Raw genomic sequence first — 21,557 nt, 5'->3', positions numbered from 1 at the left:
GCCAGCGTTCAGCCGGCCGGATTCAGGGCTGCGGCCGGCACGCAGGCATCCAGTCCTGGTTCGATCCGCGCCAGATCCCCATCGATCCGCACGCGGCCTTCGGCGATCAGTCGGACGGCCAGCGGATAGGCCCGGTGCTCCATGGCCAGAACGCGGTCGCCCAGGCTGTCGGCACTGTCGCCGGGATGCACGGGAACGGCAGCTTGGACCAGGATCGGGCCGCTGTCCATTTCCAGACGCACATAATGCACGGTGCAGCCGTGGAACCGCACGCCGGCGGCCAGCGCGCGCGCATGGGTGTCCAGGCCCGGGAAGGCCGGCAGCAGCGACGGATGAATGTTGATCAGGCGGTCCCGCCAGTGCTCGACGAAGGTCGGCCCCAGAAGGCGCATGAACCCGGCGAGGCAGACCAGCTGGACACCAGCCGCCTCCAGCGCCGCATTCATAGCCTGCTCGTAGGCGGCCTTGTCGGCGAATCCCTTGGCGGCCAGTGTCACGGTCGGGACGCCGGCCCGGGCGGCGCGGTCCAGCGCCGGGGCTGTCGCCTTGTTCGACAGGACCAGGGCCACCTCCGCCGGGAAACCGGGATCGGTGGCGGCGTCGATCAGGGCCTGGAGATTGCTGCCGCGGCCGGAGACCAGCACGCCCAGCCGCAGCCGCCCCCCAGTCACCGCCACCCCTCCATCCCGCGGATCACCACACGATGGGCGCCGGCCGGCACCACGGTGCCGATACGCGTCACGCTCTCCCCATGGGCGGCAAGGATGCTGGCGGCTTCACCGGCCTTGTCCGCGGGGCAGAGGGCGACCATGCCGATGCCGCAGTTGAAGGTGCGGGCCATTTCCTCGGGCGCGATGCTGCCGGTGCGCATCAGCCAGTGGAAGACATTGGGCATTTCCCAGGTTCCGGCATCCAGCTCCACGCCCAGCCCGTCCGGCAGGACGCGGGGAATGTTCTCCAGCAGCCCGCCGCCGGTGATGTGGGCCAAGGCCCGCACGGTGCCGGCGCGCACGGCAGCCAGGACGCTCTTCACATAGATGCGGGTCGGCGCCAGAAGCGCTTCCCCCAGGGTGCGGCCGGCATCCCAGGGGCAGGGGCTGCCATAATCCAGGCCGGCCACGCCGACCAGCTTGCGTACCAGCGAATAGCCATTGGAATGCACGCCGGAGGAGGCGAGCCCGAGGACAACATAGCCGGCGGCCACATCGGCGCCGGTCAGCACCTGGCTGCGCTCGACGGCACCGACGGAAAAGCCGGCCAGATCATAGTCGCCGCTGGCGTACATGCCCGGCATTTCCGCCGTCTCACCGCCGACCAGGGCGCATCCGGCCTGCCGGCAGCCCTCGGCGATGCCGGCGACGATGTCACGGCCGGCCGCGACGTCCAGCTTGCCCGTGGCGTAATAGTCCAGGAACAGCAGCGGCTCGGCGCCCTGGACCACCAGGTCATTGACGCACATGGCGACCAGGTCGATGCCGACCGTGTCGTGCTTGCCGGCTTCGATGGCCACCTTCAGCTTGGTGCCGACGCCATCGGTGGTGGAGACCAGCAGCGGGTCCTGGAACCCGGCGGCGCGCAGGTCGAACAGGGCGCCGAAGCCGCCCAGACCGGCATCGGACCCGGTGCGGGCGGTGGATTTGGCCAGCGGCTTGATCGCCTCGACCAGCGCATTGCCCGCATCGATATCGACACCGGCATCCCTGTAGGAGTAGCTGTTCATGGCGTCCTCACTTCTGGCGTAATGGCAGGCGGCTAAGGTAGAACACGGGCGACGACCCATCCCGCCGCACGTTGAAACGGCGCCGAACATAGCAAGATCGGAAGCCATAGCAATGCTGGTCCGCTGCACCCCCGCCCTGCGCCTCGGCCTCATCGGCCTGCTGCTGGGCGCATTCACGCCCGCCGGATCGACCCCGGCTGCCGCCGAGGCGATGGCACCGCAGGAATTCGGTGTCTTCACCGTGCGCAATGTGGAGGTCGATGTCACGGCCGGCTCCGCCAACGCCGCGCGTGAGCAGGGCATTGCCGAGGCCCAGCGCAAGGGTTGGCAGATGCTGCTGGCCCGCATCGCCCCGGAAGACGAGGTGCGTGCGGCGGGCGGCCTTGGTGCCGCCGAACTGGCCCGGCTGGTCACGGCTTTTGAAGTGCAGGAGGAGCGGACATCCGCGGTCCGTTATGTCGGCAAGCTGACGGTGCGCTTCGATCCGGCGGCCACCCGCAGTGAACTGCGCGGACGCGGCATCCGCTATACCGAGGTCCGCTCGAAGCCGATCGTGATTCTTCCGCTCGATCAGACGGGCGGCGCGCCTGTGCTCTGGGCGCAGGACACGCCCTGGCACCATGCCTGGGCCGGCATGGCGCCGCCGGAGGGGCTGGTGCCCATCATTGTTCCCCATGGGGAGGCCCAGGATGTCGCCGATATCGATGCGGCGCAGGCGCTGTCTGCCGATACGGAGGCGCTGCACCGCATCGCCGACCGCTATGGTGCAGGGGCTGTCGGCGTGGCCACCGCCGATGCGGGCGGGGGGCGGCTGACCGTCCATCGGCTGGATGGAAGCCGGGAGACCTATACGGCGACGGGCGGGCTTCCGGCTGCGGCGCAGTCGCTGGTCGCGCAAGTGGAGCAGGCCTGGATCCGGTCCAATCTCATTGCCCCGGGCCAGGAGCGGGTCCTGTCGGTGCAGGTGAGCTTCGCCACCATGAATGATTGGCTGGAGACGCGGCGGCGGCTGTCCCAGGTTCCGACGGTTCGGCAGGCGCAGGTCCGTTCCCTGTCGCGCGGGCAGGCCGAGGTTGAGCTGACCTATGTCGGCGACGAGACGCAACTGCGCACGGCTCTGGCCCAGCGTGACCTGCTGCTGGGAGCAGCCGGACCGGAGCGCGATCTGCGCTGGCGCGGTGCGTCCGTGCCGACCGAGCCCGGCGCAACGCCGACGGCAGCGACCCCGGCGGCTGCCAGCCCCTCGGCCGCTGCCCCAGGGCCCGGCTCCCCCTCCCCCAACTGACCGGGGCGATCGTCCGTGCCTCCCTTCATCGTCCATGTGCCCAACATCATCACCATAGGGCGGCTGCTCTGTGTGCCGCTGACCCTGTGGCTGATTCTGGAAGACCGCCTGACCCTGGCCTTCTGGCTGTTCGTGATCGCCGGCATCTCGGACGGGGTGGACGGGTTCATCGCCCGCAGCTTCCGTGCCCGTACCAAGCTGGGCGGCATTCTCGATCCGCTGGCCGACAAGGCCCTGCTGGTCGGAGTCTTCCTGGCCCTGGGCTATGAGCATCTGGTGTCGCCCTGGCTGGTCGGGCTGATCGTTCTGCGCGACATCGTCATCGTCATCGGTGTCGGCATCCTCACCCTGCTGCTGAAGGAGCGGCTGGCCATGCAGCCACTCTGGGTCAGCAAGGCCAACACGGCGCTGCAACTGGCCCTGGCGGCCCTGGTGCTGGCCGTGCAGGGACCCGGCTTGGGGCTGGACTTCTATGTGATGCCGATGACCTGGCTGGTGGCCCTGACCACCGCCTGGTCGCTGACGGCCTATGTCCTGCGCGGTCTGCTGATCCTGCGCACCCGTGGCACGGCCGACGACAGCGGCACGGCTGGCGGCAATGGGGAGGCTGCGCCATGAATCAGGGGCGTCAGGTCCGGTTCTGGCTGATCGGATTTTCGGTCTTCGTTCTGCTGCTCTGGCTGCTGGGCGAGGTTCTGGGGCCCTTCGTGGCCGGGATGGCTGTTGCCTATCTCCTGGACCCGCTGGTGGATCGGCTGGAGCGCAGCCGGGTGCCGCGCTGGCTTGCCACGACACTGGTGCTGCTGTCCTTCGTCGTTGTCGTCCTGCTGGCCCTGCTGCTGCTGTTCCCGCTGCTGCGTGGACAGGTGGAACAGCTCATCCACAGCGTGCCCGGCTGGGTCGAGTGGGCGCGCAACGAGGCCATGCCGAAGCTGGAGGCGCTGGTCGCCCGGCTGGCCCCGGAGGATGTGGAGCGGCTGCGCACGGCGGTGGGGGATTATGCCGGCACCGCCGTCAGTTGGGTCGGCAATGTCCTGCGCGGCGTGTTCAGTGGCGGTGTTGCCATCGTCGACATCATTTCCGTGCTGCTGATCACGCCGGTTGTCGCCTTCTACATGCTGCGCGACTGGGACAAGCTGCTGACAGCCATCGACGGCTGGTTGCCGCGCCCCCATGCCGAGACCATCCGCGAGCAGGCGCGCGAGGTGGACCGCACCCTGGCGGGCTTCGTCCGCGGTCAGGCCAGCGTCTGTCTGGCGCTGGGGCTGTTCTATGCCGTGGCCCTGTCCCTGAGCGGTCTGAAGTTCGGTCTGATCGTCGGGCTGTTTGCCGGACTGTTGTCCTTCATTCCCTATGTCGGCTCCCTGACCGGGTTTCTGGCCAGCGTCGGCATCGCCTTTTTCCAGTATGACGAGATGTGGCGGGTCGGGCTGGTGGCCGGCATTTTCATCGTCGGGCAGGCGGTGGAAGGCAATGTGCTGACGCCGAAGCTGGTGGGCGACCGGGTCGGACTGCATCCGGTCTGGGTCATGTTCGCCCTGCTGGCCGCCGGCAGCCTGTTCGGCTTCGTCGGCGTGCTGCTGGCCGTGCCGGTGGCGGCGGTCATCGGCGTGCTGGTGCGGTTCGGCTTGCGCCAGTACATGGCCAGTCCGCTTTATATCGGTGGTGTCGGCGGCCATCCTGGTGATGGCCCTGGCGCCTTCCCGGAGACGGCGCCACTTCCCCATCCCGCGGCGGAAGGGGCGGCTCCCCTGCTGCCGGCTGATACGCCGCCTGCACTCTGAGGGGACGGACGTGGTCGACACCAAGCAGCTGCCCCTGGATCTGGGTCACCGCTCCGCCATGGGCGAGGCGGATTTCCTGGTGGCGCCGGGCAATGCCGATGCGGTGGCCTGGCTGGATGCGTGGCCAGACTGGCCGGCGCCGGCCCTGGCTCTGTTCGGCCCGCATGGCAGCGGCAAGAGCCATCTGGCCCAGATCTGGCGTGCCCGCAGCCGCGCCAGCCTGATCGAACCGGAGGATCTGCGCACCGACGATCTGCCCGATCTGCTGCGGCCCATGCGGGCCCTGGTGCTGGACCATGCCCAGCAGGTGGCCGGCGATACCGGGCTGGAGCGGGCGCTGTTCCACCTCTACAATCTGGCCAAGGAGGCGGGGGGGCATCTGCTGCTGCTGGCGGAGGAGGCGCCGATCAACTGGGTCATGCGCCTGCCGGATCTGCGCTCCCGTCTGCTGGCGGCGCCGGCGGTCGGCATGGCCGCCCCCGACGATGCCCTGCTGATGGCCGTGCTGGTCAAGCTGTTCGCCGACCGCCAGATCCGCGTGGGCGAGGATGTCATCGCCTGGCTGATGACCCATACCGAGCGCAGCTTTGCCAATGCCCGCCGGGTGGTGGACCTGCTGGACCGGGCGGCGCTGGCCGCCAAGCGGCCTATCACCGTGCGCTTCTGCCGCCAGGTGCTGGGCCTGGGCGAACCCGGCGAGGTGGGGGAAGCCGGGCCGCCGGCCCTGGTCTGAGTCGTTGCATGTCCGGCCGGGATTTCCCGCTGCCGCGCTGACCCGCGGAGCTTGCGCTTGCATCGCGGGACCAAATCCGTACATCCACCGGCTCCCTTGAACCTCTCTGAAGAGCGAGAGCCGAATCGTGACGATGTTCGCCCGTACCCTGTCCTCCACCGTCGCCCTGCTGGCCCTGGTTGCGCCTGCCGCCGCGATGGCCGAGCGATATCCGGGCGAGGCCGAGCGATATCCGAGCCCCCTGGACGAGGTGGTGGTGACCGCCAACCGGCGGGCGGCGGCCGTGCGCGACGTGCCGGCCAGCGTCTCGAGCATTGATCTGGACACCGCCGAGACCCAGGCCACCCGCTTCGTCGGCGAGGAACTGCGCGGGCTGCCGGGCGTGACCTTGGCCACCAACGATCAGGGCACTTACACCGGCATCACCCTGCGCGGCGTGCCAAACCGCATCCATAACGACACGCTAGCCGTGCTCATGGATGGCGTGCCGTTCCTGACCGGTGATGATGAGGCCGATCTGGAGCAGCTTCCCTTCGGGGCCGCGGGCCGGGTCGATCTGGTGCGGGGCCCGATGTCGGCCCTGTATGGTCGTGGTGCCATCGCCGGCACCATCAACTATCGCACGCCCGAGGTGGGCGACAGCCGTGAGGGGCGCGTGCGCGCCACCGTGGGCAGCGACGGCTGGCGCGAGCTGGCCGCCAGCCTGCAGACCCCGACCGTGGAGAACGGCGCCCTGTTGCTGTCCGGTCAGGTGCAGACGGCCGACGGCTGGCGCGACCGCACCGGGCGCGACGAACAGAGCCTGTTCGCCAAGCATCGCCTGACCCTGAAGGAGTGGGGCCGGCTGAACCTCACCGCCACCTATGTCAACACCAAGCAGAAGCTGGCGGGCGAACTGCCCACCGATGCGCTGGGCCAGCCCATCGATCTGCCCGGCGGGCGCGAGGCCAACTACAACGAGGACAATGCCAGCTTCGCCAAGCGCATGCTGACCAGCACCGCCGTGCTGGAGGCGGATCTGGCCGAGGGGCTGACCAGCACCACCCGCCTGCATGCGCGCCAAGCCAAGACCGCGGCCATCCAGGGCGCCATGATCCGCTATACGCCCGGTGACAGCAGCCTGGGCTACAGCGGTTTCCGCGTTGACGGTGACACCAACACCCTGTTCGCCGAGCAGCAGCTGGACTGGCAGCGTGGCGACTGGCGGCTGCAGGCCGGGGCCAGCGCCGAGCAGGTGCGCGCCCATCATGTGGAGACCTGGACCGGCGAGTTCGATTTCGGCCCGCTGTTCTATGCCCAGCGCCGGGACATCGCCACCGGCGCCCATATCAACCGGGACGACTGGATCAGCGACCGCATGCTGGACGGGCACAGCCGTGCCCGCAACTATGCCGTCTACAGCCAGGCGGAATGGACGCATGGGCCGCTGACCCTGACCGGTGGCGCCCGCTGGGACAGCTTCGGCCGCCGCGTCTTCTACGGCCCCAGCGGCTCCGGTTACGGTCCTAATCCGGTGCAGACCGTGGAGGACCGCGACCAGCAGGTGACGCCCAAGGCCAGCGCCAGCTGGAAATTCAGTCCCGACCTGACGGCCTATGTCGCCTATGGCGAGGGGTTCAGCCCCGGCTTCGGCCCGATCTGGTCCTATCTCAACCGCAACACCGGCGTGGACCCGGAGCGCGCCCGCAACATCGAGGCCGGGGTCAAGGGCAGCCTGTTCGAGCGGCTGAGCTACACCCTGACCGCCTATCAGCTGAACCGCAGCGACCTGTTGCAGCTGCTGCCGGTCAATGGCACCGCCGTCTCCATCAATTCCGGCAAGGAGCGGGTGCGTGGCCTTGAACTGGAAAGCCGGCTGGATCTGGCCGACGCCGTGCCCGGCCTGTCGCTGGACGCCAGCTATGGCTACACCTTCGCCAAGTGGACGGAGAACGCCTATGTCAATTCCGGCACCGGCGTCTTCTACGACTTCTCCGGCAAGGAGGTGGCGGGCATTCCCCGCCATGCCGGCCGCCTGACCGTCAATCAGGAGATCGCCCCCTGGGACCTGACCGTGCAGGTCTGGGCCGACCTGTCCGGCGACTATGCCTATGACAAGGCCAACAGTGTCCGGGCCGGCGGCTATGCCCTCTACAACGCCGCCCTGGTCTGGCAACCGCTGGACCGGTTGGAGCTGACCCTGACGGTGCGGAACCTGTTCGACCGGGAGGTCAACAGCATCCTGACCGATGACGACGGCGCCTATGCCTATTTCCCGCAGGCGCCGCGGCAGTGGTTCCTGTCAGCCCAGGTCAGTTTCTAAGGCGATGAATGGTCGGTTGGGGTGATTGCCCATCGGCCGCTGCACCAAGAGTGCTGATGCCGAGTCTGCCATGTCCGCTGGTCCCGCGCAGCTCCCGCACCTTTGGCGGGTCCCGCGGGGCCGGCGGCATCCCGTGAGATAAACTGCCGCAGCAACCATGCCCCGGGGACTGCTCGGACATCGGCGGAGCCGCAATCCGGCTTGAAATCGTTTCCAATCACGGTGCATTCACCAGCTCCGCAGTGTGTCTGGATCAGCAGTGGTCCTTTCTTCATCGTCGGTTCCGTATTGACGTCAGAACTGAAAACGATTTCAGTTTCCCTGTACGGCGGTCCCGGCCCGGTCAAGGCGGGACGCCAGCGTGAACCGGGCTCCGGCGTGTGTCCGGAAAGCACCAAAAGATGAGGAGACGTCATGCACAAGTCACTGATCGCCCTTGGACTTTCATCGCTGCTGCTGTCGGGCACGGCGCTGGCGAAGGAATTCGTCCTCACCGATGTGAAGGGCAATGTCGAGGTGCCGACCTGGTCGGTGAAGAGCGAGGAGTTGGGGGTGAAAGGCGGACCGGCCTTCACCGTCAGCAAGAAGACGCTGCATGGCGGCAAGCAGGAGGGCAGCACGCTGATCACCATCAGCACCGCTGACCTTCAGGTCTCGATCATTCCGACCCGTGGCATGGCCCTGCACGAGATCACCAGCGGTTCCGTGCGTGCCGGCTGGGATTCCCCGGTGGACGAGATCGTCAATCCGGCCTTCATCAATCTGGAGCAGCGCGGCGGCCTGGGCTGGCTGGACGGCTTCAACGAAGCCATGGTGCGCGCCGGGTATGAATGGACCGGCCATCCCGGCCAGGACGAGAAGGGACGGCTGCTGAGCCTGCATGGGCGCGCCGGCAACACGCCGGCCTCCACCGTCATCGTCAGCATCGACGACAAGGCCCCCCATACCATCCACGTCAAGGGGTTGATCAAGGAGAACACCTTCAAGTTCAGCGCCCTGGAAACCTGGAGCGACATCTCGGTTACCCCGGGCGAGAAGACGGTGCGTCTGCATGACGTCACCACCAACACCGCCGATTACGACCGTCCCTATCAGATCATCTATCACAGCAATTTCGGCGCGCCGCTGCTGGAAGAGGGCGCCAAGTTCCTGGCGCCGGCCAAGGACGTATCGCCGTTCAACGAGTACGCCAAGAAATGGCTGAAGGACTGGCAGACCTATCTCGGCCCGACCAAGGGCTATGACGAGACGGTCTACAACATCGTGCCGCTGGCCGACGCCCAGGGCGGCACGGTCGGTCTGCTGCACAACAAGGCGGGCGACAAGGGGCTGGCCCTCAGCTTCAACGTCAAGCAGTTGCCGGTGCTGACGCTGTGGAAGAACACCGACACGCTGAAGCAGGGCTATGTCACCGGCATCGAACCGGGCACCAACTATGCCTATGCCCAGCAGATCGAGCGGCAGCAGGGCCGCCTGAAGATTCTGCCGCCGGGCGGAAGCCAAGCCTTCGACCTGGAATACACGCTGCTGACCACGGCGCCGGAGGTGGCGGCCGTGGTGAAGCGGATCGACACCATCCAGGGCAGCGCCAAGGTCAACCTCATCACCGAGCCCATGGCCGTGGAATAAGCGGCGCCTATCCCGTGGGACGTGACAACGTCCAGCAGCTTTCCGCTGCTGGACGTTTCCGTTTCAGGGCCGCGGGAAAGGGCGCGAGCCGCCGCAGGCTATCCCGCCAGCCGGGGGCCGGTCTGGACCGTGATCTCACCGGTGCGGTTCAGGGCCTTGGCCAGGGCGTCCAGGCGGCGCTGCACGGCATCGCCGGTCAGCATGGCCGCATCCTCCGGCAGAACCAGGGTCAGCTTTTCATCGCCGAGGCGCAGGAAAGTGCGCTGGAGCAGCATGGCGGCGCCGCCGGTCAGGGTATGGGCCAGCCGCAGCGACAGGCCGAGAATGCCGGCCCGGCTCAACGGCCCGTCCTTCAGCAGACCTTTTGCCGGTGCCAAGGTGGGGCTGTCGAGCGTACCGGCATAGCGCACGAAACTGGCTGCGGCCAGGAAGGCGCGTTCCGCGTGATCGAGGCCGGCGAAGGGCATGCGCAGAACGCGCAGGAAGGCCAGTTCGGCCCGATAGTCCGGATGCTCGGCCCAGCCGAGATCGGAGAGCAGGCAGGCGGCCTCGCGCAGGCGGCGGGCGCTGTCATCCTCCCCGGCGAACAGGGGAGCGGTCCAGGCACTCAGGGTCTCGGCATGGCCGAACCGGCCGATGCGCGCGGCCAGTTGCCGGCAGGAGACCAGCAGCGGGTCCTGCCGCCGCTCCTCCAACGTCAGCAGATCATAGAGGTGCCCCTCGCGCACGCCATAGGCGGAGAACACCACGCGCGCCGGCTGCACCGTGCGCAGCACCCGTTCCAGCACCAGTGCCGCCAGGGCCAGCGTCTCCAGCCGGCGGCGGGACATGCCCGGCACCTTTTCCAGTTGCGGCCGGTTCATGCGGGCGAGACCGCCGGCGTAGTCGGCCAGCACGCCGCCATCCACCGTGTACTGGTGGATGATGTGCAGCGGGTGGCTGGTGGTCTCCAGATGGGTCTTGGCGATGGCGCGCCAGGCGCCGCCCACGGGATAGAAGGCCTTGCCCTTGCCCTGGGACAGCCAGTCCAGCCGGCTGAGATGGCCGTCGATGACCTTCTGCGCCGCGCCGGGCTTGCCCTCCGCCACCTCCATCAGCCGCAGGGGACCCAGCGGCGTGGTGACCTGGTGGTTGATGCCGCCGCGATCCAGCCGCACCAGTTCCAGGCTGCCGCCGCCCAGATCGCCGGCGATGCCGTCGGCCTGGGGGGCACCGGACAGCACGCCCATGGCGGCCAGACGCGCCTCGTCCTCGCCGGACAGGATGGTCACGGTGAAACCGGTGCGTTTCTCCACCTCGGCCACGAAGGCGGGACCGTCCTTGGCGTCACGCACGGCCGCCGTGGCCAGCACCGAGACGCGGCCCACCTGCATGCCTTCCAGCAGACGGCGGAAGCGCACGAGATTGTCCAGCGCCAGCCGCACCCCGTCGGGATTCAGCCGGCCGGTCTTCTCCAGCGTCTTGCCCAGGCTGGGCAGCACCTTCTCGTTGAACAGCGCGACCGGTGAGCGGCACAGCCGCTCATACACCACCATGCGCATGGAATTGGAGCCGACATCGATCACCGCCAGGCGATCGTCGGCAGCCCCATGCTCCGGAGCCAGCGTGTCCGGCTTCAGCATCATCATCGGTCCGCTCGGTTACGGCAAACTGCGCAGCACCAGCTTCGGCGGCAGCCTGGTCTCGCTCAGGGCGCTGCCGCGCCCCGACAGGCTGGGGTTGGTCATGAAATAGGTGTGGGCGCTGAAGGGTTCCACGCAGGGTTCGACGCGGTGGTAGCGCCCCTCGGCATCGAGAGTCCAGCTTTGCCGATCGTCCTTGAGATTGGCGACCATGATCTGGTCGAGCACCTGCCGGTGAACGGTGGGATTCTCGATGGGAACCAGCGTCTCGATCCGCCGGTCGAGGTTGCGCGGCATCCAGTCGGCCGAGGAGATGAAGACCTTGGCCTCCGGCGAGGGCAGGCCCTGGCCATTGCCGAAGCAGACCACGCGGCCATGCTCCAGGAAGCGGCCGACGATGGACTTCACATGGATGTTCTCCGACAGGCCCGGCACGCCCGGACGCAGGCAGCAGATGCCGCGGATGACCATCTCGATCTTCACGCCGTTCTGCGAGGCTTCGTACAGCTTGTCGACGATGCGGGAATCCACAAGGCTGTTGAGCTTGACCCAGATCTGGGCCGGACGGCCGGCATGGGCATGGGCGATCTCGGCATCGATCAGTTCCACCAGCCGCTGGCGCAGGCTGACCGGGGCGATGGCGATCTTCTCCAGAGACTTCGGCGTGGCATAGCCGGTCATGTAGTTGAACATGTGGGCGGCGTCATGGCCCAGGGCCGGGTCGCAGGTGAAGAAGGACAGGTCCGTGTAGACCTTGGCCGTGATCGGGTGGTAGTTGCCGGTGCCGAAATGCACATAGGTGCGCAGGCCGCTGCTTTCCCGCCGCACCACCAGCGACACCTTGGCATGGGTCTTCAGGTCGACGAAGCCGTAGACCACCTGGACGCCGGCCCGCTCCATGTCGCGGGCCCAGCGGATGTTGGCCTCCTCGTCGAAGCGGGCCTTCAGCTCGACCAGGGCGGTGACGCTCTTGCCCTGTTCGGCGGCCTCGATCAGCGCCGCCACGATGGGGCTGTTCTTCGAGGTGCGGTAGAGCGTCTGCTTGATTGCCAGCACGTTGGGGTCTGCCGCCGCCTGACGCAGGAACTGCACCACCACGTCGAAGCTCTCGAACGGGTGGTGGACGACGATGTCCTTCTGGCGGATGGCGGCGAAGCAGTCGCCGCCGAAATCGCGGATGCGCTCGGGGAAGCGGGCATTGTAGGGCGGGAACAGCAGGTCCGGCCGTTCATCGACGATCAGCTGCTTGGTGTCCGCCAGCCCGATCAGCCCGTCCAGCACGAACAGGTCGTCCGAGGTGACCTGGAATTCGTCGCGCAGGAATTCGCGCAGGTCGGCGCTCATGCCCTGGTTCACGGCCAGACGGATGACATTGCCGCGCTTGCGCCGCTTCAGCGCCGATTCGAAGGTGCGGACCAGATCCTCCGACTCTTCCTCGATCTCCATGTCACTGTCGCGCAGGACCCGGAAGACGCCATGCCCCTTCAGCACGAACGGCGGGAATAGCCGGCTGATGAAGGACAGGATCACCTGTTCCATCAGCACGAAGCGCAGCTCCGAGCCCGGCAGGCGCACAAAGCGCTCCAACTGCTGCGGGATCAGCACCAGCGCGTCGAGCTGGGTGGTCTTGGACGGATCGAACAGCTGCAGCGCCAGGGCAAAGCCGCTGTTGGGAATGAAGGGGAAGGGGTGGGCCGGATCGACGGCGATGGGCGTCAGCACCGGGAAGATGTCGTCGATGAACTTGGCTTCCAGCCAGTCATGCTCGGCCGGACTCAGCTCCTCCGGGTCGATGACGGCGATGCCGGCATCGCGCAGCTCGCGCCGCATCAGCAGCCAGCAGGATTGCTGGTCGCGCATCAGGTCGGAGACGCGGGCATTGATGGCGGCCAGTTGCTGCGCCGGGGTCAGCCCGTCATCGGACGGGCTGGTGATGCCGGCAGCCACCTGGGCCTTCAGGCCGGCCACGCGCACCATGTAGAATTCGTCCAGATTGCTGGCCGAGATCGACAGGAACCGCAACCGCTCCAGCAGCGGGTGGTTGCGGTTATAGGATTCCTCCAGCACACGCTGGTTGAAGGCCAGCCACGAGATTTCCCGGTTGATGAACCGGTCGCGGCTGGACATGTCGATTCGCTCGGTCTCTGGCTCCGTCAGGGCGCTCACGGCCGTATCTCTCCCGGATGTCGGCAAAGGGGGCGCAGTATAGGTTGCTTCTGTGACGGTTTTCGGCTCGCCTGTCCGGGCCGGCTGCCGCCGTGTCCGGGGAACCCGGGGAGATCCAGATCGTGTCCGCGTCACCATGAAGACTCTCATCCTGCTGCGCCACGCCAAATCGGACTGGTCCGATCCGGACCTGTCCGACCATGACCGCCCGCTGAACCCCCGAGGGCGCGCCGCGGCGGCGGCAATGTCCGAGTATCTCAGAGCCGGCGGGGAAGGGCCACCCGCTTTGGATGGGGTGCTGTGCTCCAGCGCCCGCCGCGCCCGCGACACGATGGAGCGGGTGCTGCCGGCCTGGCCGGTGCCGCCGGTTCCCAGCATCGAGCCTGGACTTTATCTCTGTGGTGCCCTGGCCCTGCTGGAGCGGCTGCGCCGGCTGCCGGACGGGGTGGGGCGGGTGCTGCTGGTGGGGCACAATCCCGACCTGCACGATCTGGCCTGCAGGCTGGCCATCACGGGCGGGGCGGAGGCGCTGGTGGCGCTGCGGCAGAAATACCCGACCGGCGCCCTGGCGGAACTGGCTTTGCCCGACGGGTCCTGGCGCGACCTGACGGGCGGCCGGCTGGTCCGCTTCGTGCGGCCGCGCGACCTGATGGATCCCGACGCTTGATCCAAGCCTGGGGGCTTACCCTGGGGCCGCGGCTGCGGTAAGCAGGAGGCGCCTCCGGCCCATGGTTCCGAAACCGTGGCGCGGATGCAGCCCGGATAAGGTGATGAGCGTGCGTGACCCCCGTCCCCACGACCCGATGCGCCCGGCGGCAGCCCCTGCCGCGGCCCCGGCGATTCCCGGGCGGGAGGTGGAGTTGAAGCTGCTGGTGGCCGCGGCCGACCTGGAGCGGATCGCTGCGCTGCCGCTGCTGGCCGACATGCGGGTGGGCGATACCCTGCGCCTGCGGCAGGTCACCACCTATTACGACACGCCCACCCTTGATCTGGTCCGGCGTGGCTTTGCCCTGCGGCTGCGGCGGCAGGGGAGCAAGCGGGTGCAGACCGTGAAGACCCTGGGCGGCGGTGACGGCGATGCCGCCGCCGTCGCCGTCCGCCGCGAATGGGACTGGCCCGTGTCCGGTGATACGCCCGACCTGGCGCTGCTGACCGGCGGGGAACTGGCCATCCCGCCGGAGATGGCGGCGCGCCTGGGTCCCGTCTTCACCACCGACGTTCAGCGCGGCGTCATGCGGCTGCGGCCCGATCTGGTGACGGAGATCGAGCTGGCCCTGGACCGCGGCACGGCCACGGCGTCTCCGCCCGGTGGCGGCAGCGCCCACCAGCCCATCAGCGAGATCGAACTGGAACTGGTGGCCGGCCGTGTGGCCGACCTGTTCCGGCTGGCGGCGGAGATCCACCGGCGGGTGCCGTTGCGCCTGACCACCCGCAGCAAGGCCGACGCGGGCTTCGCCCTGCTGACCGGCAAACGGCCGGCCGCCAGCCCGGCCAAGCCGCTGGGGGTGTCGCCGGTGACCACCGTGGCCGAGGCCTTCCGCCATATCGGCCGCAACGCCCTGTCACAGCTGCTGGACAATGAGACGGCCCTGCTGGCCGGCGGCGACCCGGAGGCGCTGCGCGAGATGGCGGCGGCGCTGCGCCGTCTCGATGCGGGCTACAGCCTGTTCAAGGACCTGATCGAGAGTCCGCGCGGGGCGGGGCTGCGGGTCGAGCTGAAGCGGCTGGGCCGGGTGCTGGAGCAGGCGCGGGCCTGGGACCGGCTGGCCCTGCGCACACTGGCCGGCGGCGACAGCCTGCCGCGCCGGCTGGACGTGCTGGTGACGGCCCAGCGCCAGGCAACACGCGATGCGGCGCTGGCGCTGCTGGCCGGGCCGCGCTGGACCGGCTTCCTGCTGGATTTCGCCGCCTGGCTGGAGGAGGGCGACTGGTGCCGGCCGGACGGCGGTGGCCCCGGTCTGTTCGACCGAACCATGGGCGAGAGCGCCGCGGCCCTGCTGGCCCACCGGCTGCGCCGTCTGACCAAGGCCATGCTGCGGCTGCAGCGCGAGGGCACCGCCGAGACCTGGCCGCGGCTGTGGAAGCGGGCGCAGCGTCTGCGCTACGCCCTGGATTTCTGCCGGGCCGTCATGCCGGCCGAGCGGGTGCGCCCGCTGATGGCGGCGGTGGAGGCGCTGCGCACCGTGTTGAAGCGGGTGGCCGATAGCCAGGAGGCTGCGGACCTGCTGGGCACGGTGGCTGAGGGTGCGGAAATGCAGCGGGCAGCGAAGCCGGCCCTGGCGCGGCTGGCCCGTGCCCGCGACCGTGCCCTGGCCGAACTGCCGGAGGTGTGGCGCGGCGTGGAGCAGGCGGCTGGCGGCTGGGCCTGACGGTCGGGGCAGTTCCGACCTGGTGGCCTCGGGGCGACCTCAGATCGCCTTGCCGTCGAAGGGATGGCTGCCGTCGCGGCTTTCCACCTCCACCACCCAGAGGTCGGGATCGCGCTTCACCTGACGCTCGATATAGGCGTCGGCCTCGGACTCCGATACCAGGGCGCCGTTGAGGCCGGCGAGCCAGCCGAGATTGCCGTCCAGGTCGCGGCTCTGGCTGAAGACCCGTGCCCCCTGGAAGGGGAGGGTGACCTTCAGCACGATCATACCGCTTTCCCGCTCGCCCTTGCGCTGGACATAGGCGGGAATGCCCGCGGCGCTGCACCGCCAGAGATGGGCCTGGACATAGAGATGGGTGGGCAGGCGCTGGTCCATTGCGGCTCGACTCCCGCGGCGGGATGGGGTTTCCTGACGCCCCACCCAACAACCCGGACCCGGCAAATGCAAGCCTTCCCGTTCACGCGCGTGCTGCTGACCAACGATGATGGCATCGAGGCCACGGGACTGGCCGTGCTGGCGGAGGTGGCCGCGCGGCTGGCACAGGAGGTCTGGGTGGTGGCGCCGGAGCATGACCAGTCCGGCGTGTCCCGTGCCGTCAGCCTGCATGCGCCGCTGCGGGTCTATCCCCGGGGGCCGCGCCGTTTCGCCGTGGCCGGCACGCCCAGCGACTGCGTCATCCTGGCCCTGCGTCACCTGATGCTGGACAGCCCGCCCGATCTGGTTCTGTCGGGCATCAACCGCGGTGCCAATATCGGCGACGAGATCGCCTATTCCGGTACGGTCAGCGCCGCGCTGACGGCCCGGCTGTTCGGCTTGCCCGCCTATGCCTTCAGCCAGGCCTTCCGCGACCGGGACGCGGTGCGCTGGGACACGGCCGCCGGGCTGGTCGAGGCGGTTGTCGAGCGCTTCGGCACGCCGGACGGGGTCCTGAACGTCAATTTCCCCGATGTGGCACCGGATGAGGTCGGGGGCATCGAACCGGCCCGGCAGAGCCGTGGGACGCTGCTGGGCGTCGATGTGGAGACACGCACCGACACCCGTGGCGGCGACTATCACTGGCTGGCTTTCCGCCGCCAGCCGCGGGAACAGGCGGCGGACAGCGACGTGGCGGTGCTGCGGCGCAGGGGCGTGGCCGTGACGCCGATCGGATTCGACCAGACCGATGAACAAATATTGGCGCAAATGCATAAATTGTAATCAAGGTCGTGAGCTGTCTTGTGATGGACGTCACAAGGACTGTGATGGTCATCACAAGGTTGATGTGATCGGAATCACAGAAGCGGCGTAATAAGGCCGGGCTGACGTCTTTTTTATGGCATCCCATCATTTCGCAGCAAGAATCTGAAAGGCAAGAGGGGGCTGCTCCTCCCATCTCTCCGCCTCGGTGGGGAGAGATGGAGGGGTTCCATGATTTTCGGCCAAGCAAACCGTACCGGCCTTGATGGCGCGGTCGCGGGCCGGGGCGCCCGCGGCGTCCTGTTGGGTCTGGCCGCGGCTGGCACCATGCTGCTGGCCGGCTGCGGCGACGGCAAGGACCAGACGGCCGCCGCGCCGCCGCCGCCACAGGTGACGGTCAGCACGCCGGTACAGCAGACCGTGCGGGAATGGGATGAGTATACCGGCCGCTTCGCCGCGGTGGAGCGGGTGGAAGTGCGCGCCCGTGTCAGCGGCTATCTCGACCGCATCGCCTTCAAGGATGGCGATATCGTCTATAAGGGTGACCTGCTGTTCGTCATCGATCCGCGCCCCTATCAGGCGGCGGTCGATGCGGCCCGTGCCCGGGTGCAGCAGGCCCGGTCCAATGTGGCCCTGACCCAGCGCGAACTGGACCGGGCGCAGGACCTGCGCCGGACCCAGGCGGTATCGCAATCGACACTGGATCAGCGGGCGCAGGAGATGCAGGCGGCCCAGGCCTCGCTGCTGGAGGCGGAAGCCAACCTGCGCACGTCTGAGCTGGATCTGGAGTTCACCCAGGTCAAGGCCCCGGTCACCGGCCGCGTCAGCAACCGGCTGGTCAGCGTGGGCAATCTGGTCAGCGGCGGGTCGGAGCAGAGCACGCTTCTGACCACCATTGTCTCGCTGGATCCGATCTATTTCACCTTCGACGCCGACCAGGCCGCCTATCTGCGCTATGTCCGCCTGTCACGCTCGGGCGATGGCCCCAGCGCCAAGCCGGAATCGACGCCGGTGACGCTGGCGCTGCCGGACGAGAAGGCGTTCACCCATGCCGGCCATCTGGACTTCATCGACAACAGCATCGACGAGTCCACGGGCACCATCCAGGTGCGGGCCGTGTTCGACAATCCCGATCTGCTGTTCACGCCGGGCCAGTTCGCCCGCGTGCGCCTGATCGGCCGGGCCGACTATGCCGGCCTGCTGCTGCCCGACAGCGCCATCGGCACCGACCAGAGCCGCCGCTTCGTGCTGGTGGTGGACGGGGAGAACAAGGCCCAGTACCGCCCGGTGACCCCCGGTCCGTTGCAGAACGGGCTGCGGGTGATCCGTGACGGGCTGCAGCCCGCCGACCGTGTGGTCACTGCCGGCCTGCAGAAAGCCCGGCCCGGCAGCCCGGTGGCGCCGGTGGAGCAGCCGATCCAGCCGCCGCAGCAATCGGTGCAGGCGGTGCCGACGGACGGTGCCACGGTCAAGGAGGCCCGGCCATGAAGATCGGTCGTTTCTTCATCGACAGGCCGGTCTTCGCCATCGTCCTGTCCATTGTCATCCTGACCGTGGGCTTCATCGCCTATCGGGCGCTGCCGGTGGCGCAGTATCCCGAGGTGGTGCCGCCCACCGTGACGGTGAACGCGACATATCCCGGTGCCAATGCCGAAACCGTGGCCTCCACGGTGGCGGCGCCGATCGAGCAGGAGGTCAACGGTGTCGAGGGCATGCTCTACATGTCTTCGCAGAGCACCAGCGACGGCCAGATGAATCTGACCGTCACCTTCAAGCTGGGCACCGACCTGGATCAGGCCCAGGTGCTGGTCCAGAACCGGGTGGCCGTGGCCGAGCCGCGCCTGCCCGAAGAGGCCCGGCGCATCGGCATCACCACGCGCAAGAACTCCCCGGACCTGATGATGGTGATTCACCTCATCAGCCCGGACGACACCTATGACCAGCTCTACATCTCCAATTACGGGCTGTTGCAGGTGAAGGACGCTCTGGCCCGGGTGGAGGGCGTGGGCAATGTGCAGATGTTCGGCGCCCGCGACTATTCCATGCGTGTCTGGCTGGACCCGCACAAGATCGCCAATCTGGGACTGACCGGCAGCGATGTGGTGGCCGCCATCCAGGCGCAGAACGTGCAGGTGGCGGGCGGCCAGCTGGCGCAGCCGCCACTGGACACCGGTCGCGACTATCAGCTGAATCTGACCCTGCAGGGGCGGATGACCGACCCGGTCCAGTTCGAGAACATCATCGTCAAGAGCGGCCGCGACGGGCAGGTGGTCCGGCTGAAGGATGTGGCGCGGGTGGAACTGGGTGCGCGCGACTACGTCACCAACAGCTATCTCGACGGCAAGTCGGCCGTGGTCATGGCCATTTCCCAGCTGCCGGGATCGAACGCGCTGGCCACGGCGGCGCGGGTGCAGGAGACCATCAAGACCCTGTCCCAGTCCTTCCCGCCGGGGCTGGAATACCGCATCATCTACAACCCCACCGAATTCATCGCCAAGTCCATCGACGAGCTGCTGCACACCATCTATGAGGCGGTGGCACTGGTGGTGCTGGTGGTGCTGGTGTTCCTGCAGCGCTGGCGCGCCACGCTGATCCCCATCATCGCCATTCCGGTGTCGCTGATCGGCACCTTCGCCGTGATGGCGGCGCTGGGCTTCAGCATCAACAACCTGACCCTGTTCGGGCTGGTGCTGGCGGTGGGCATCGTCGTCGACGACGCCATCGTGGTGGTGGAGAATGTCGAGCGCAACCTGGCCCTGGGCCACAGCCCGGTGCAGGCCGCCCGCATCACCATGGACGAGGTGGGCGGAGCACTGGTGTCCATCGCCCTGGTGCTGTCGTCGGTGTTCATTCCCACCGCCTTCATCGAGGGCATCCAGGGCGAGTTCTACCGGCAGTTCGCCGTCACCATCGCCGTGGCCACCATCATCTCGGCCTTCAATTCGCTGACGTTGAGCCCGGCGCTCTGCGCCATGCTGCTGCAGGCCCACAACCCCGACCATCACGAGGCCAACCGCCGGCTGGGGCTGGCCTCACGGCTGGTGGAGCGCGGCTTCGGCGCCTTCAACCGCGGTTTCGACCGGCTGGGAGAGGTTTATGGCCGTCTGGTCGGCCGGCTGTCGCGCGCCACCGCCATCATGCTGGTGGTCTATGTCGCCCTGATCGCGCTGACCGGCTATCTGTTCACGCGGGTTCCGTCGGGCTTCATCCCGGCCCAGGACCAGGGGTATCTCATCGTTGTCGTGCAGACACCGGAAGGCACGTCGCTGGCCAACACCGACAAGGTGATCAAACGGGCCGAGCGCATGATCCTGGAGACGCCGGGCATCGAGCACACCGCCACCTTTGCCGGCTTCTCCGGCGCCACCCGCACCATCGCCACCAATGCCGGCGCCATCTTCGCCGTCATGGGACCCCATGGCGAGCGTCCTTCGGCGGTGGCGTTGCAGCAGCAGGTGCAGATGAAGGTCGCCGCCATTCCCGAGGCCATGATCTTCGTGGTGCAGCCGCCGCCGGTGCAGGGGCTGGGGACGTCCGGTGGCTTCACCATGCGTATCCTCGACCGGGCCGGCCATGGCTCGGCCGATCTGGAGCAGTCGACCTGGGCGGTGGCCATGGCCGCCAACCAGACGCCGGGCCTGGCCAATGTGTTCACTCCCTTCAGCGCCAAGGCGCCGCAGGTCTATGTGGACATCGACCGGGTCAAGGCGCAGATGCTGGGCGTGTCCGCCGGCGACCTGTTCGATACGCTGGAGGTCTATCTCGGCTCGGCCTATGTCAACGACACCAACCTGTTCGGCCGCACCTTCCGTGTGACGGCGCAGGCCGACGGGCCGTTCCGGCTCGATCCCGAGACCATCGCCCGGCTGGAGACGCGCAACCAGGCCGGCCGTATGGTCCCGCTGGGCAGCTTCGTCGATTTCCGCTTCGTCACCGGGCCGGACCGGGTGCTGCGCTACAATCTCTATCCCGCGTCGGAGCTTCAGGGCGACGCCAAGCCGGGCTTCAGCTCCGGTCAGGCCATCGCCGCCATGGAGCAGGTGGCGGCGCAGCAGTTGCCGGCCGGGTACGACGTGGCCTGGACCGACCTCAGCTATCAGGAGAAGACCACGGGCAATTCCGCCCTCTACATCTTTCCCTTGTGCGTCTTCTTCGTCTTCCTGGTGCTGGCTGCCCAGTATGAGAGCTGGTCCTTGCCCTTCGCCATCCTGCTGATCGTGCCGATGTGTCTGTTGTCGGCGGTCGGCGGCCTGATGATGCGGGGCATGGACAACAACATCCTGGCCCAGATCGGCTTCGTGGTGCTGGTGGGGCTGGCCTCGAAGAACGCCATCCTGATCGTCGAGTTCGCCCGGCAGCTGGAGGCGGAGGGTCGGGACCGCTTCGACGCCGTCATCGAGGCCTGCCGCCTGCGCCTGCGGCCGATCCTGATGACCAGCTTCGCCTTCATCCTGGGCGTGGTGCCGCTGATGATCGCCAGTGGTGCCGGCGCCGAGATGCGGCAGAGCATCGGCACCGCCGTGTTCTTCGGCATGCTGGGGGTGACCTTCTTCGGCCTGTTGTTCACCCCGGTCTTCTATGTGGCCATCCGCCGCTTCTTCGGCGGTCGGGCGGCTGCCCACCATGGCGGCCACATGGTGGGCGAGCCGGCGGCGGAATAACACCGGTTCAGATGTCCGAAAAAGCCCGGCGGCGTCAACCGCCGGGCTTTTTCATGGGAAGAGGCGGGGTATCAGAACGGGTCGCGTTCCTGAACGCCCGCCCGTCGGAC

At 68.0% G+C, this 21,557-nt stretch carries 16 protein-coding genes; 11 read left to right on the top strand and 5 right to left on the bottom strand.

From position 1 onward, the window contains the following. Positions 1-8: 8 nt before the first annotated feature. Positions 9-671 (bottom strand): phosphoribosylglycinamide formyltransferase, encoded by a 663-nt coding sequence (gene purN, locus DK368_RS01935; protein ID WP_240002312.1) that lies wholly within the window; start codon positions 669-671, stop codon positions 9-11. Next, the gene (gene purM, locus DK368_RS01930) at positions 668-1,720 is read right to left on the bottom strand and encodes a phosphoribosylformylglycinamidine cyclo-ligase (RefSeq protein ID WP_114391847.1); all 1,053 of its coding nucleotides are present in this window, start codon (positions 1,718-1,720) and stop codon (positions 668-670) included. The genes purN and purM overlap by 4 nt, the downstream gene beginning before the upstream one ends. 112 nt (positions 1,721-1,832) lie before the next feature. On the opposite strand from purM, the gene DK368_RS01925 reads away from it, so the two are divergent. The 6 genes from DK368_RS01925 to DK368_RS01900 all read left to right on the top strand — a co-directional run bounded on the left by DK368_RS01925 (position 1,833) and on the right by DK368_RS01900 (position 9,453). Next, a complete protein-coding gene (locus DK368_RS01925) occupies positions 1,833-3,005 on the top strand; it encodes a DUF2066 domain-containing protein (protein WP_114391846.1) in 1,173 nt (390 codons plus the stop codon). Positions 3,006-3,020: 15 nt separating this feature from the next. Beyond that, positions 3,021-3,623, top strand: a complete 603-nt coding sequence (locus tag DK368_RS01920; RefSeq protein WP_240002291.1) for a CDP-alcohol phosphatidyltransferase family protein — start codon at positions 3,021-3,023, stop codon at positions 3,621-3,623. Beyond that, the gene (locus tag DK368_RS01915) at positions 3,620-4,789 is read left to right on the top strand and encodes an AI-2E family transporter (RefSeq protein WP_114391845.1); all 1,170 of its coding nucleotides are present in this window, start codon (positions 3,620-3,622) and stop codon (positions 4,787-4,789) included. The genes DK368_RS01920 and DK368_RS01915 overlap by 4 nt, the downstream gene beginning before the upstream one ends. Positions 4,790-4,799: 10 nt before the next feature. Continuing rightward, entirely contained in the window at positions 4,800-5,522 is a 723-nt protein-coding gene (locus DK368_RS01910) for an HdaA/DnaA family protein (protein ID WP_240002290.1), read from the top strand. Positions 5,523-5,655: 133 nt separating this feature from the next. After that, positions 5,656-7,824 (top strand): TonB-dependent receptor, encoded by a 2,169-nt coding sequence (locus tag DK368_RS01905; RefSeq protein WP_240002311.1) that lies wholly within the window; start codon positions 5,656-5,658, stop codon positions 7,822-7,824. A gap of 414 nt (positions 7,825-8,238) precedes the next feature. Next, complete coding sequence (locus DK368_RS01900; protein WP_114391844.1) at positions 8,239-9,453, top strand: aldose 1-epimerase family protein; 1,215 nt, start codon at positions 8,239-8,241, stop codon at positions 9,451-9,453. A gap of 98 nt (positions 9,454-9,551) precedes the next feature. Here DK368_RS01900 and DK368_RS01895 read toward each other — a convergent pair whose 3' ends face one another. Both DK368_RS01895 and DK368_RS01890 read right to left on the bottom strand, forming a co-directional pair. Continuing rightward, the gene (locus DK368_RS01895) at positions 9,552-11,081 is read right to left on the bottom strand and encodes a Ppx/GppA family phosphatase (protein WP_240002289.1); all 1,530 of its coding nucleotides are present in this window, start codon (positions 11,079-11,081) and stop codon (positions 9,552-9,554) included. 12 nt (positions 11,082-11,093) lie between these two features. After that, complete coding sequence (locus tag DK368_RS01890; RefSeq protein WP_420818882.1) at positions 11,094-13,391, bottom strand: RNA degradosome polyphosphate kinase; 2,298 nt, start codon at positions 13,389-13,391, stop codon at positions 11,094-11,096. Here DK368_RS01890 and DK368_RS01885 point away from each other — a divergent pair. Both DK368_RS01885 and DK368_RS01880 read left to right on the top strand, forming a co-directional pair. Then, positions 13,378-13,908, top strand: a complete 531-nt coding sequence (locus DK368_RS01885; RefSeq protein ID WP_114391842.1) for a SixA phosphatase family protein — start codon at positions 13,378-13,380, stop codon at positions 13,906-13,908. The two genes, DK368_RS01890 and DK368_RS01885, sit on opposite strands and share 14 nt — an antisense overlap. Positions 13,909-14,011: 103 nt before the next feature. Further along, entirely contained in the window at positions 14,012-15,610 is a 1,599-nt protein-coding gene (locus tag DK368_RS01880) for a CYTH and CHAD domain-containing protein (protein ID WP_162305819.1), read from the top strand. Positions 15,611-15,649: 39 nt separating this feature from the next. On the opposite strand, the gene DK368_RS01875 is transcribed toward DK368_RS01880, so the two are convergent. After that, entirely contained in the window at positions 15,650-15,985 is a 336-nt protein-coding gene (locus DK368_RS01875) for a DUF1491 family protein (protein ID WP_114391840.1), read from the bottom strand. A gap of 66 nt (positions 15,986-16,051) precedes the next feature. On the opposite strand from DK368_RS01875, the gene surE reads away from it, so the two are divergent. From surE to DK368_RS01860, 3 genes are all read left to right on the top strand, one after another. Then, positions 16,052-16,807: a 5'/3'-nucleotidase SurE gene (surE, locus tag DK368_RS01870; protein WP_114391839.1), complete on the top strand. Its 756-nt coding sequence runs from the start codon at positions 16,052-16,054 to the stop codon at positions 16,805-16,807. A gap of 210 nt (positions 16,808-17,017) precedes the next feature. After that, positions 17,018-18,274, top strand: coding sequence for an efflux RND transporter periplasmic adaptor subunit (locus tag DK368_RS01865; protein WP_114391838.1), 1,257 nt, complete (start codon positions 17,018-17,020; stop codon positions 18,272-18,274). Next, on the top strand, positions 18,271-21,447 hold the full coding sequence (locus DK368_RS01860) for an efflux RND transporter permease subunit (RefSeq protein ID WP_114391837.1): 3,177 nt from the start codon (positions 18,271-18,273) through the stop codon (positions 21,445-21,447). The genes DK368_RS01865 and DK368_RS01860 overlap by 4 nt, the downstream gene beginning before the upstream one ends. Positions 21,448-21,557: the final 110 nt, after the last annotated feature.

It is taken from the genome of Oleisolibacter albus (genome assembly GCF_003336875.1).
In the GTDB taxonomy this organism is placed as follows: domain Bacteria; phylum Pseudomonadota; class Alphaproteobacteria; order Azospirillales; family Azospirillaceae; genus Niveispirillum; species Niveispirillum album.
The sequence above is the reverse complement of the archived record's forward strand: the minus strand, read 5'-3'. Positions and strand labels throughout refer to the sequence as shown.